The sequence below is a fragment of the Priestia sp. MDV22-iso46 genome (assembly GCF_058629175.1).
Genome location: NZ_JBZVWT010000001.1, coordinates 1,604,830 through 1,618,015 on the forward strand (window position 1 = coordinate 1,604,830; position 13,186 = coordinate 1,618,015).

12 protein-coding genes and 1 pseudogene are annotated in these 13,186 nt (G+C 38.3%); 4 read left to right on the forward strand and 9 right to left on the reverse strand.

Annotation, left to right across the window (positions count from 1 at the left end):
- Window positions 1–105: 105 nt before the first annotated feature.
- Complete coding sequence (gene typA, locus AC4NPH_RS08265) at window positions 106–1,944, reverse strand: translational GTPase TypA (protein WP_013056066.1); 1,839 nt, start codon at window positions 1,942–1,944, stop codon at window positions 106–108.
- Window positions 1,945–2,057: 113 nt separating this feature from the next.
- Here typA and AC4NPH_RS08270 point away from each other — a divergent pair, with 113 nt between their 5' ends.
- The gene (locus AC4NPH_RS08270) at window positions 2,058–2,243 is read left to right on the forward strand and encodes a YlaF family protein (protein ID WP_016763441.1); all 186 of its coding nucleotides are present in this window, start codon (window positions 2,058–2,060) and stop codon (window positions 2,241–2,243) included.
- Between the two features lie 108 nt (window positions 2,244–2,351).
- On the opposite strand, the gene AC4NPH_RS08275 is transcribed toward AC4NPH_RS08270, so the two are convergent.
- On the reverse strand, window positions 2,352–3,158 hold the full coding sequence (locus tag AC4NPH_RS08275; protein ID WP_063670981.1) for an inositol monophosphatase family protein: 807 nt from the start codon (window positions 3,156–3,158) through the stop codon (window positions 2,352–2,354).
- A gap of 195 nt (window positions 3,159–3,353) precedes the next feature.
- Window positions 3,354–3,539, reverse strand: a complete 186-nt coding sequence (locus AC4NPH_RS08280; protein WP_013056063.1) for a YkzI domain-containing protein — start codon at window positions 3,537–3,539, stop codon at window positions 3,354–3,356.
- A gap of 267 nt (window positions 3,540–3,806) precedes the next feature.
- Here AC4NPH_RS08280 and AC4NPH_RS08285 point away from each other — a divergent pair, with 267 nt between their 5' ends.
- A complete protein-coding gene (locus tag AC4NPH_RS08285; RefSeq protein ID WP_013056062.1) occupies window positions 3,807–4,442 on the forward strand; it encodes a YktB family protein in 636 nt (211 codons plus the stop codon).
- A 49-nt stretch (window positions 4,443–4,491) separates the two neighbouring features.
- Here the strand turns inward: AC4NPH_RS08285 and AC4NPH_RS08290 are convergent, their stop codons facing one another.
- Complete coding sequence (locus AC4NPH_RS08290; protein ID WP_013056061.1) at window positions 4,492–4,761, reverse strand: UPF0223 family protein; 270 nt, start codon at window positions 4,759–4,761, stop codon at window positions 4,492–4,494.
- 530 nt (window positions 4,762–5,291) lie between these two features.
- Here AC4NPH_RS08290 and AC4NPH_RS08295 point away from each other — a divergent pair.
- On the forward strand, window positions 5,292–6,767 hold the full coding sequence (locus AC4NPH_RS08295) for an aminotransferase class I/II-fold pyridoxal phosphate-dependent enzyme (RefSeq protein ID WP_013056060.1): 1,476 nt from the start codon (window positions 5,292–5,294) through the stop codon (window positions 6,765–6,767).
- A gap of 38 nt (window positions 6,768–6,805) precedes the next feature.
- Here the strand turns inward: AC4NPH_RS08295 and AC4NPH_RS08300 are convergent, their stop codons facing one another.
- Window positions 6,806–6,931 carry a GapA-binding peptide SR1P gene (locus tag AC4NPH_RS08300; RefSeq protein WP_013056059.1) on the reverse strand — a complete coding sequence of 42 codons (126 nt, stop codon included), beginning with the start codon at window positions 6,929–6,931 and terminating at the stop codon, window positions 6,806–6,808.
- 393 nt (window positions 6,932–7,324) lie between these two features.
- Between AC4NPH_RS08300 and AC4NPH_RS08305 the strand changes: the two are divergent.
- Window positions 7,325–8,845 (forward strand): annotated as a pseudogene (locus AC4NPH_RS08305) (glycine betaine uptake BCCT transporter).
- Window positions 8,846–8,893: 48 nt separating this feature from the next.
- Here the strand turns inward: AC4NPH_RS08305 and AC4NPH_RS08310 are convergent.
- The 4 genes from AC4NPH_RS08310 to AC4NPH_RS08325 form a co-directional block, all read right to left on the reverse strand.
- Window positions 8,894–9,136, reverse strand: a complete 243-nt coding sequence (locus AC4NPH_RS08310; protein WP_016763437.1) for a hypothetical protein — start codon at window positions 9,134–9,136, stop codon at window positions 8,894–8,896.
- 249 nt (window positions 9,137–9,385) lie between these two features.
- Window positions 9,386–10,798: a dihydrolipoyl dehydrogenase gene (gene lpdA, locus AC4NPH_RS08315; protein WP_013056057.1), complete on the reverse strand. Its 1,413-nt coding sequence runs from the start codon at window positions 10,796–10,798 to the stop codon at window positions 9,386–9,388.
- A 3-nt stretch (window positions 10,799–10,801) separates the two neighbouring features.
- Complete coding sequence (locus tag AC4NPH_RS08320; protein WP_028407941.1) at window positions 10,802–12,103, reverse strand: dihydrolipoamide acetyltransferase family protein; 1,302 nt, start codon at window positions 12,101–12,103, stop codon at window positions 10,802–10,804.
- A gap of 102 nt (window positions 12,104–12,205) precedes the next feature.
- Window positions 12,206–13,183, reverse strand: coding sequence for an alpha-ketoacid dehydrogenase subunit beta (locus AC4NPH_RS08325; protein WP_013056055.1), 978 nt, complete (start codon window positions 13,181–13,183; stop codon window positions 12,206–12,208).
- Between the last annotated feature and the right edge of the window lie 3 nt (window positions 13,184–13,186).

Below are 13,186 nucleotides of genomic sequence, written 5' to 3' on the forward strand. Positions count from 1 at the left end.
TTTCCAAATTCCTTATTTATAAAACGCTTTCAAAAATAGAAAATTCTGATATAATAGATAAAAAACAAGCCGCTAGCAGATAGAGCTAACGACTTACTTTTTTTATTATTTCGTGTCAGCGTACTTTTTCTTTTTCGCTGCTTTTTCACGTTCATTTTTATCAAGAATTTTTTTACGTAGACGAATAGATTCTGGTGTGATTTCACAATATTCATCTTCGTTTAAATATTCAAGTGATTGCTCTAAAGACATAATACGAGGTTTTTTCATACCTGTTGTTTGATCTTTATTAGCAGAACGCATATTCGTCATTTGCTTCATTTTACAGATGTTAACAACGATATCATTTTCACGAGTGTGTTCTCCTACGATCATACCTTCGTATACTTCTGTACCTGGCTCAACGAAAATTGTGCCGCGGTCTTCTACGCCTTGGATTCCATAAGTAGATGATTTACCGCTTTCCATAGAAACAAGCACACCTTGACGGCGACCTCCAACTTGACCTTGCTGCATTGGCTGGTAGCTATCAAATGAATGGTTAATGATACCGAATCCACGAGTTAACGATAAGAACTCAGTTGTATAACCGATTAAACCACGTGCAGGAACCATAAAGATCAGACGAACTTGACCGCTGCCGTTGTTAATCATATCAACCATTTCACCTTTACGAGCACCCATTGATTCCATAATAGAACCCGTATGTTCTTCAGGCACGTCGATTTGCACACGTTCAACTGGCTCACAGCGAACGCCATCAATTTCACGAACGATTACTTCAGGTTTTGATACTTGAATCTCATATCCTTCACGACGCATATTTTCAATTAAAATAGATAAATGAAGTTCTCCACGTCCTGAAACAACCCATACATCCGGTGAATCAGTATTTTCCACGCGTAAACTTACATCCGTCTCCAGTTCAGACATTAAGCGCTCTTCAATTTTACGAGATGTAACAAATTTACCTTCACGACCAGCAAACGGTGAATTGTTTACTAAGAACGTCATTTGTAAAGTAGGTTCATCAATACGTAAAATTGGCAGTGCATCTTGGTGGTCAAACGGACATACGGTTTCACCTACGTTGATGTCTTCCATTCCTGATACAGCGATCAGGTCTCCTGCTTTTGCTTCTTCGATTTCAACACGCTTTAAGCCTAGGAAACCGAATAATTTTGTTACACGGAATTGTTTTACCGTACCGTCAAGCTTCATTAATGCAACTTGCTGGCCTACTTTCATTGTTCCGCGGAATACGCGACCTACACCGATACGACCAAGATAGTCATTGTAGTCAAGCATTGCCACTTGGAATTGAAGTGGTTCGTCGCTGTTGTCTACTGGTGCTGGAATGTGCTCGATGATTGAGTCAAATAGAGATGACATGTTCTCATCTTGCTTTTCAGGGTTCGTGCTAGCCGTTCCGTTGATTGCTGAAGCATAAACAACAGGGAACTCAATTTGTTCCTCGCTTGCACCTAGTTCAATAAATAAGTCAATTACTTCATCAACTACTTCAGTTGGACGAGCAAAGTCACGGTCAATTTTGTTAACAACAACAATCGGCGTTAAGTTTTGCTCTAATGCTTTTTTCAATACAAAGCGAGTTTGAGGCATACATCCTTCATATGCATCTACTACAAGTAGAACACCGTCTACCATTTTCATAATACGCTCAACTTCTCCACCGAAGTCAGCATGTCCTGGCGTATCCATAATGTTGATACGCGTATCTTTATAATTAATAGCTGTGTTTTTCGCTAAAATTGTAATTCCACGCTCACGCTCAAGGTCATTTGAATCCATCGCACGTTCTTCAACATGCTCATTAGTACGGAATGTTCCGGACTGATGTAATAATTTATCTACTAACGTTGTTTTCCCATGGTCTACATGGGCAATAATGGCAATATTACGTAAATCTTTACGAATGTTCACGCATTTCACTCCTATGCTTGTAATAACTAAGCTATTATATCACACTAACTCTAGAATTGCAGAATGATTTTGTTGTACACTATAAATATCCGTTATAAATGGGAGGAATCAACATGAGAAACATTAAGTGGGTATTTGTTTTATATGCATTTATCGCAACTGCGGCAATTATGTCAATCGGCATATTTATCGGAGAAGGAAGCGCTCTCGGGGTCATTTTAGCTATCGCAGCTTTAATTGTTGTAATGGGCCTTGGCTTTACGACTAAGAAAAAAATGCGAGAAAAAGGGCAGCTGTAATTTTTTTGCGATGATTGAAAGCGTCATGGCCATTTGCAACATCAAAATGGTTCATGACGTTTTTTCATCACAAAATTCTTTGACTACACGTAAGTCTTCACTTCTATTTTATTTATTCCACTTTCCTTCAAGGTACGTACGAAAGATTTCGTCATGTAATGTTGGTTTGCTTACAAATACACTGCTTTTTTCAAGAATCTCTAACGGCTTTCCTTCTAAATCCGTCATAACTCCTCCGACTTCTTCAATCAATACTTTACCGGCAGCAAAGTCCCATGGAGCCAAGCGTAAAGTAATGTATCCATCCAAGCGTCCAGCCGCTACGTAAGCAAGCTCAATAGCTGCGGATCCATATGAACGGGTCCCTCTTACTTTACGCACAAGCGGACTTAATACGGAAGGATCAATACGGCGGTTCTCCGTCACCCAGGTTGCATTTAGGCTAATAATAGCTTGTTCAACTGGTACAGGTTCAAGTTTCGGCAATTGGATGTTATTCATAAACGCGCCCTGTCCTTTTAAAGCATGATACAGCTCATTATGAATAACATCGTAAATATAACCTGCTTGTCCTACACCATCTTCAAATATACCGATGGAAATAGCAAAATTTCGCTGCTGATGAACAAAGTTCATCGTACCGTCGATTGGATCGATAATCCAAATCGTTCCTTCGTCTGATTCAAGCTCTTCTCCATATCCTTCTTCTCCGAGAATATGATGTTCCGGAAAGGTTTCATTGATTTTTGAGATAAAAAACTGTTCAATTTCTTTATCCATATTTGTTACTAAATCATTTGGATTCGATTTTGTTTGAATGAGAAGTTCTTTACTAAACGACTGTTGAATTTTTTGTCCAGCTTCTTTTAGCCACTCTTTAACGTATGTATCAATTTCTTCCCAGCGTTGCGTCATCTCAATTCCCCCTCAAAAATACGTCTCTTATTTAAGCTTAAAAAAACCTCTGCAAGATGTCAATTAACAGAGCACGTGGGAGAAGAACTGCCGCTTCTTCTCCCACGTGCTCTGTTACCACTTATGAATCTGCTCATTCAGTTTAATCCTTTTTTACAGTTTACCCTTATTTGTTCTATTTTATTCCCGTATCTGCTACTGAAGAGATATCATTTCTTCACGAAGTTTCTCGAGCTTTCGCTTACATTTTTGTTTTTGTTCCTCATTATTCTCCATCATGGCTTCATATAACGTTGCTAACTCGTAATCTAACTCCAAACGAATTACACCTAATCTTTTTTGTCCATCATTCTTCTTATACATATTCACCACTTGTTTCATGTTTCAAACACCCCTCTCAAATTATTGAACCCGCTTATAGAAAACTAAATTTTCAGATATTTTGATTGATATAGTCTATGTCGAAACCTAATCTCATGTAACTAAATTGTGTGATTACCTATAAAAAAATGATAGACACGTTTTGACAAGCATATGCGAATTAATTGGTGTTTATGCTTTTCATGTGGTAGAATCTTCGCGTAAATCATACTTACTTGCATAGATGCACAGCAGCTATACATATTCACTAAAAAACGGAGGTTTCACATGGCATTCTCAGGATTTTCACAAGATGACTTTAACGTATTCCGTATCGAGGGACTTGATGCACGTATGGAAGCCATCAAGACAACGATACGCCCAAAATTCGAACAATTGAGCAATCATTTTGCTCCTACTCTTTCTTCACTTTGTGGAGATGAAATGTTCGTACACATTGCCAAACATGCACGAAGAACAGTTAACCCGCCAGCAGATACGTGGGTAGCCTTTGCTAACAGTAAACGCGGGTATAAAAAGCTCCCTCATTTTCAAATTGGCCTTTGGGAAACACATGTCTTTGTGTGGTTCGCCGTCATTTACGAATCACCTATTAAAGAACAATTTGGAAAGCTGCTAAAACAAAACATTGAGGAGATTCGTCAAAATATCCCAGCCTCGTTTGTTTGGTCGAAAGATCATACAAAACCTGATAGTGACAAAATGGGCGACTTATCTTCTGAAGACTTAGAGAGTTTGTTTGAACGTCTAGAGACGGTTAAAAAAGCTGAGATCCTATGCGGCATTACAATCCCAAAAGAAGAAGCGATTGCAATGAACGGCGAAGAATGGATAGCTCGTATTGAACAAACATTTCATACGGTAACTCCATTATATGAACTAACTAAAAAAGCATATGCATAATTTTAACGAATTGATATAAAAAAAATGGAGCCAAGCTTGGCTCCATTTTTTACATTTTTATGATGTCTCCAGAAGAAGCAGCCTTTGCTTTTTGAATCGTTCGATAAGAAGAATATTTGCTTTGATCTTCAAAATCGTTACAGATTGTTTTTTCTTCTGCTTTACTTGGCACAATTTCTTTAAATCGGCGATAGACTGCCATTAGGTGATCACGCTCAATACCTTTTTCATAAGCTCGTTCAATGCTTTCAAAAAACTTCACTACATCAATAATTTCTTCTGTACTCCAATCAAGGGAGATAGGGTATTGATATTCCACTTCTCATCACTCCATTTATTTCTTCAATCTATGTATATCTATATTCTTAACTCTATCACAATCTATAATGTACACAAAATTTATTCTCTTTTCACACAAAAAAATTTCTCCTTTTTTTTCTTTTTATTTTCTCTTTAAAATATCTTTGCAAATGGGTTAATAAGTGCTATAATTCTTTTGTTTTATGGGGATTTTCAAAACATAAAGAACTATAAAATAATAAGTAATAAGCAGTTTACAATTACTTGTATTTTTTTAACTAAAAATTGTATTTATATTATCAAACAGTAGTAAACATACACGTTTCATTCATTTATATAATGGTTAAAATCAAGAAAACTGCCGAGTAGAATTTCTGTTGAATTTCTTTTATAGAAAAAAGATCTGATATTTTAATATGTAGAATTCAACAGCCACTAGTTTTTGGTATATAAAATTGAATGCTGTAATTTGATAAAAAACAATCAAAGTCCCTCTAAGCTTTGCTTAGAGGGACTGACAATTTATGATAAAAGAGGTGTATAGCAAAGTTGTCTTCTCAATTTTCAACTCCATTATTTACTGGATTGGTTAATCACGCTAAGAAAAACCCAACACAATTCCATATCCCTGGACATAAAAAAGGAAATGGAATGGATCCTGAATTCCGCTCATTTATTGGCGATGATGCTTTATCCATTGATTTAATTAATATCGGTCCTCTTGATGACCTTCACCAGCCAAAAGGCATTATCAAACAAGCGCAGGATTTAGCTGCAGAAGCATTTGGTGCTGACCATACTTTTTTCTCTGTTCAAGGAACGAGCGGAGCAATTATGGCAATGGTCATGGCGACATGTGGTCCTGGAGATAAAATTATCGTTCCTAGAAACGTGCATAAATCTGTTATGAGTGCGATTGTTTTTTCAGGAGCTACGCCTATTTTTATTCACCCTGAAATTGACGAAAATCTTGGCATTTCTCACGGTATTACATCGGACTCTGTAGAAAAAGCCTTAAAGCAGCACCCTGAAGCAAAAGCAGTGCTTGTTATCAATCCAACTTATTTTGGAATTTCTGGAGACCTTCGTAAAATCGTAGAAATTGCCCACTCGTATCAAGTGCCTGTACTTGTTGATGAAGCTCACGGCGTTCATATTCACTTCCATGATGATTTGCCTCTGTCTGCTATGCAGGCCGGTGCAGATATGGCAGCAACAAGCGTGCATAAATTAGGGGGCTCTATGACGCAAAGTTCAATTCTAAACATACGCGAAGGCTTAATTTCTCCAAAACGTGTACAGTCTATTTTAAGCATGCTCACAACAACATCAACATCTTATCTGCTGCTGGCTTCTTTAGATGTTGCACGAAAACGTTTAGCTACAGAAGGAAAAGAGCTGGCTGAACGTGCAATTTCTCTTGCTGAAAAAGCACGAAAAGAAATTAATACAATTGAGCATATCCGATGTATAGGCAGAGAAATTTTAGGGACAAAAGCTACGTATGATTTAGACCCTACTAAATTAATTATTTCTGTTTCAGATTTAGGAATTACGGGCTATGACGTAGAAAAATGGATGCGTGAAGCTCATAATATCGAAGTTGAAATGTCTGACCTTTATAATATTCTATGTATTATCACGCCTGGAGATACAGAAGAAGATCTGTTACGTCTGGTCACAGCTCTGCGTGAATTATCTGCAAAATTCCATAATCTTTCTGAAACAACGGCAAAACCGGCTATTTTATTGCCTGATATTCCTGTATTGGCTTTAACACCTCGCGATGCTTTTTACGCTGAAACAGAAGTGGTACCTTTTCATGAGTCGGCAGGTCGTATTATTGCGGAATTTGTGATGGTCTATCCTCCTGGTATTCCTATTTTTATTCCCGGGGAAATCATCACTGAGGAAAATTTAACCTACATTGAAACAAACTTAGAGGCAGGTTTACCAGTGCAGGGTCCGGAAGATTTTGAATTAAAAACATTTCGTGTCATTAAAGAACATAAAGCAATTCAATAAAAAAAAGGTGCGAATTTCCGCACCTTTTTTTTATTGAATTAATCTAAATCTTCATCTGCTTTTTGACATTCTCCGCTTTTACATGTTGAGTATAATCGCGTCACTTTCTCATCTTCGAAATGATCAATTGTGCAGTTACATGTTTGACATACGATTGTTCCCATTTTGTAAACTCCCCTTTAACCGTCTTTTTTTGTAAGCGTTTTACAACTCTTGATATTATATTATTATGTCACATTAAATATGTCAACAACTAATTAGTATGTCACATTAAAAATATTTTTCTCATAAATGTTATATTTGTTTTCAAAAAGCTGAACGCTTAGCATCATCTCTATTTATATGAAAAAACAATGTCTAATTTCACATCTATTTCAGCACTTTAAAATAATTACGAAAAATAAGAATTTGGGTTCTTGCCGTTTTTTCTTACTAATAGGGTAGACATTTCATACAAACTTTACTAGAATGTATAACCATGTGGTTTCATGTATAGCTAAAAAGGTTATATGAGAAAACATGTTATGTAAAATAGAATAGGAAAGAAGTGATAATCGATGAAAAAACTGACTCCTGTTTTTATCATTTCGGTTATTATTGCTGCAGTATTTATCGTATGGGGTGTTATTCCGGAATCTGTGCTAGGAAGCGCAGCGCTTACACCTGTCACATCGGCAATACATAGTTTTATCATCGAGAAATTTGGCTGGTATTACTTATTAGCAGCTACATTATTCTTAGTTTTTACGCTGTACTTAATTTTTTCAAAGTACGGAAATATTAAACTAGGTAAACCTGACGAAAAGCCTCAGTATGGTTATGTCTCATGGTTTGCCATGTTATTTAGTTCTGGTATGGGGATTTGACTTGTATTCTGGGGTGTTTCAGAACCAATCAATCATTTTCATACTCCACCTTGTGGTGAAGGCGGTACAGCAGAATCAGCTCGCGCAGCTCTACGTTATTCGTTTTTCCACTGGGGTTTACATCCTTGGGCTATTTATTCCGTTCTTGCACTGGCCCTTGCATATTTTCAATTTAGAAAAGGTTACCCGTTCATAATCAGTAATATTTTACGTCCACTATTAGGAAAACGTGTTGATGGACCTCTTGGAACGATCATAAACGTCATCGCCGTATTTGCAACTGTTTTTGGGGTGGCAACATCTCTAGGACTGGGCGCTATTCAAATTACCGGTGGAGCCTCTTACTTGTCGCCAAGTATTGATAATAATTTCACGACTCAATTAATTGTTATTATTATCGTGACGTTCTTGTTCATGCTGTCAGCACAGACGGGTTTGAACAAAGGTATTAAGTATTTGAGTAACATTAATATTGTTTTAGCTATTCTGTTAATGCTATTCTTGTTATTTGCAGGTCCAACCAACTTTATTATGGACTTATTCGTTACAACAATTGGCAGCTACATTCAAAACTTGCCGTCGATGAGTTTTCGATTGAGCCCGTTTGATAACAGTACCTGGGTTCAAGATTGGACAATTTTCTACTGGGCATGGTGGATCGCTTGGGCACCGTTTGTTGGTACGTTCATTGCTCGTATTTCACGAGGTAGAACCATTCGAGAATTTTTAATTGGTGTACTAGCTGTTCCGACCGTATTTGGTGGATTATGGTTTTCCGTATTCGGAGGTTCTGGGGTCTGCTTAGACTTTTTTAAGGATCTTCCTGTTATGGATGTTATCAACAATAAAGGAACAGAAGTTGCTTTATTCTATGTACTTGAACAGTTTCCATTTGGTACGTTCATGTCCATTGTCGCTATTTGCTTAATTGCTACATTCTTCATTACATCAGCTGACTCAGCTACATTTGTTTTAGGAATGCAGACAACAAATGGTGATCTAAATCCTTCAGGCTCTATTAAGCTTACGTGGGGCTTAATTCAATCGTTAACAGCAATCATACTGCTTTGGACAGGTGGTTTGGATGCGCTCCAAACAGCTGCGATTATAGCAGCACTTCCATTCTCAATTGTGCTGGTGCTAACGGTCTTCTCATTAATGAAAGCATTTAAAGAAGAAGGCGCATTGAAAAGAGAAAAGAAATCTGTGTAAGACAAAAAAGCGTTAGCTTATATAAGCTAACGCTTTTTTTATGCAATCTTACGCCGTGCAAAATAAAATTAGTTGATAACATGTCAAGCAGACAGCTGAAGTTGTACCCGTCATCATAAGCGCCAGTCTTTTAGATTTGACGTTCATTTCTGCTATGCCGTAAGCTAAATAAGCAAATACTAAAAATAAAATAATTTTAGATGTCAACTGATCACGTTTTGATAGCAATTCAACCAGTGAATAACCCATCCAAATAACAATGTGTAAGCTCCAAACGAAATACGTCTTCATAGCTCCTTCGCCGCCTTTTCATTCGTTATCCAAAAGAGCAATTTTTTATCTACCTATAAAAAAGCACGTCCCACTTCATATGTATGCATCTAGAGCTCATTTAAGACTGCCTCAGCGCTTTTTACACGTTTCCTCTAAAAGAGTATACTCATCAGCAACAAAAACTGTCTGACAAGCATCTGATACTTTATGAAAACCGTTTTCTTCAAAAAAAAAAGCCGATGCATACGCATCAGCTTTTTAAAAACATTATTTTACAATGTGAATTGGGCTTCCAATAGCTACTTCAGCAGCTTCCATTGTGATTTCACCTAATGTTGGGTGAGCGTGAATTGTCAATGCGATATCTTCAGCTGTTACGCCAGCTTCGATAGCAAGACCAAGCTCAGCAATCATGTCAGATGCGCTAGGTCCAGCGATTTGAGCACCAACAACTACTCCGTCTTCTTTACGAGTGATAAGCTTCAAGAAGCCTTCTGCAGCGTTAAGTGCAAGCGCACGTCCGTTAGCAGCAAATGGGAATTTAGAAGCTTTAACAGCTAATCCTTCTTCTTTCGCTTGTGCTTCAGTATAACCTACAGATGCAAGCTCAGGCTCAGAGAATACAACTGCTGGAATTCCTAAGTAGTCAATTTCAGCAGGTTCGCCAGCGATTACTTCAGCTGCGATTTTACCTTCGTAAGAAGCTTTGTGTGCAAGTGGAGGTCCAGTTACGATATCACCAATTGCAAAGATGTTGCTTACAGATGTACGAGTTTGGTTATCGATTTCGATAAGACCACGGTCAGTCATTTTAACGCCAACTTGCTCAAGACCAAGCTCATCAGTGTTAGGACGACGACCTACAGTAACTAATACGTAGTCAGCATCGATTACTTTTGACTCTCCGCCTACTTCAAACGTAACTTGTACGCCGTTAGCAGTTTCTTCAACACCTTTAGCCATTGCTTTTGTATAGATTTCAACGTTTCCTTTTTTCTTAAGGTTACGTTTAACAAGTGAACTCATTTGTTTTTCAAAACCAGCTAAGATTTCATCAGCAGCTTCTACAAATGTAACTTCTGTACCGAAGTTAGCAAAAGCAGTACCAAGCTCAGTACCGATGTAACCTCCGCCGATTACAACTAATTTTTTAGGAACTTCTTTAAGCGCTAATGCACCTGTAGAGTTGATTACACGCTCAGAGAATTTGAATCCAGGGATCTCGATTGGGCGAGAACCAGTTGCAAGGATAGCATTTTTGAATTTGTACGTTTGTGCAGAATTTTCATCCATTACACGTACAGTTTCGCTGTCAACGAAGTAAGCTTCACCTTTTACGATGTCAACTTTGTTACCTTTAAGAAGGCCTTCAACACCGCCAGTAAGTTTGTTTACAACGCCGTTTTTGAATTCTTGAACTTTAGAGAAATCAACTGTTACATTCTCAGCGATAATCCCCATGTCTTCAGAATGTTTAGCGTGTTCAAAACGGTGACCTGCAGCGATTAATGCTTTTGAAGGAATACAACCAACGTTTAAGCATACGCCTCCAAGGTTACCTTTTTCTACGATTGTAACTTTTTGACCTAATTGAGCTGCACGAATTGCTGCAACGTAGCCACCAGGGCCAGCACCAATGACAAGAGTATCAGTTTCGATTGGGAAATCTCCTACTACCATTTATTACGCCTCCATTAATAATAATTCTGGATCATTTAATAAACGCTTGATTTGGTTAAGAGCGTTTTGAGCTGTTGCGCCATCGATAATACGGTGGTCAAAGCTTAGTGATAATGCTAATACTGGAGCAATTACAATTTCACCGTCGCGTACAACTGGTTTTTCAGCGATACGTCCGATACCTAGAATTGCAACTTCTGGGTGGTTGATAACAGGAGTAAACCATTGTCCACCAGCAGAACCGATATTTGTGATTGTACAAGAAGCGCCTTTCATTTCAGCAGGAGCTAATTTACCATCACGTGCTTTTCCAGCAAGGTCGTTAATTTGATCAGAAATTTCGAACACAGATTTACGGTCAGCATTTTTCACAACTGGTACTAAAAGACCTTTTTCAGTGTCAGCAGCGATACCGATGTTGTAGTAATGTTTTTGAATTACTTCATCTGTAGAGTCATCGATTGAAGTGTTAAGAGCTGGGAACTTCTTAAGTGCTGAAGTTAACGCTTTTACCACGTAAGGTAAGAATGTTAATTTAATACCTTGATCTGCTGCAACTGTTTTGAATTTTTTACGATGAGCAACAAGAGCTGTTACATCGATTTCATCCATTAATGTTACGTGTGGAGCAGTGTGTTTAGAGTTAACCATAGCTTTTGCGATTGCACGACGGATACCGCTCATTTTCTCGCGAGTTTCTGGTAAGTCGCCTTCAGGAATAGCTTGTGCTGCTGCTGCTTTTGGTTCAGCTGAAGCAGTTTCCTCTTTAGCTGGAGCTTCAGCAGTTGCTGTAGCTGTAGAACCACCAGATAGGAAGCTATCGATGTCATCTTTAACAATACGTCCGTTTTTACCTGAACCAGGAACAGCTTTAATGTCTACACCTTTTTCACGAGCATATTTGCGCACTGAAGGCATAGCAATTACTTTACGGTTAGGATCAACATCAGCTTGTGCTGCAGGAGCTGTTGCTTCTTCAGTCACTTCTTCAGTTGAAGCTTCTTCTTTAGCTTCTTCTGCTGGTGCATCATCATGATCGTCACCTTTGAATTTTAAGTCTTCGTATCCAGGAGCATCAAAAGTAACGATAACTTGTCCTACAGTAGCTACTGTACCTTCGTCAACTTTTACTTCTAATACTTTACCTTTTACAGGAGATGGGATTTCAACAACAGCTTTGTCATTTTGTACTTCTGCTAGTACATCATCCTCATCAATTTCATCTCCAGCTTTTACGAACCATTTTACAATTTCACCTTCGTGGATACCTTCACCGATATCCGGCAGTTTAAATTCAAATGCCACGTGTCTTCACCCTCCTAGTTAGTTGCGTTCAATTTGTTAGTGTTTATTTTATCTAAGACAGAAATCAGCACAAAGCTGATTTCTATCACAGTAAAATGCTAATTAAAATTCAAGTACTTTCTTAGCTGTTTCAACGATATCTTTGTGGTCTGGTAACCATACGCCCTCAGCTTGAGAGAATGGGAACACAGTATCCGGTGCTGTTACACGTAATACTGGTGCTTCTAAGCTTAAGATTGCACGATCGTTAATTTCAGCTACAACGTTAGCTGCGATACCAGCTTGTTTTTGAGCTTCTTGAACTACTACTACGCGACCAGTTTTTTCAACTGATGCAAGAATTGTATCGATATCTAAAGGTTGAACTGTACGTAAGTCCACTACTTCAGCAGAGATACCTTCTTTTTCTAGTTCTTCAGCTGCTTTTAATGATGAGTGTACCATTGCACCGTAAGCGATAAGCGTTACGTCTGTACCTTCACGTTTCACATCAGCTGTACCTAAATCAATTGTGTATGATTCTTCAGGTACTTCTTGACGGAATGAACGGTAAAGCTTCATGTGCTCTAAGTATACAACCGGATCGTTATCACGAATTGATGAAATTAAAAGACCTTTTGCATCGTATGGAGTTGAAGGAATTACAACTTTTAAACCAGGTTGAGATGCTACGATACCTTCTAAGCTATCAGCGTGAAGTTCTGGTGTATGAACGCCTCCACCAAATGGTGAACGGAATGTGATTGGTGCATTCCAGCGACCGCCAGAACGGTAGCGCATACGTGCAGCTTGACCTGATACAGAATCAAGTACTTCGTATACGAAACCAAAGAATTGAATTTCAGGAACCGGACGGAAACCTTGAGTCGATAGACCCACAGCAAGACCACCGATACCAGATTCAGCTAATGGCGTATCGAATACGCGATCTTCGCCGAATTCTTGTTGAAGACCTTCAGTCGCACGGAATACTCCACCGTTTACGCCAACGTCTTCACCAAAAACTAATACGTTTTCGTCGTTTTTCATTTCTGTGCGTAACGCATCAGTAATCGCTTGAATCATTGTCATTTGCGCCATGGC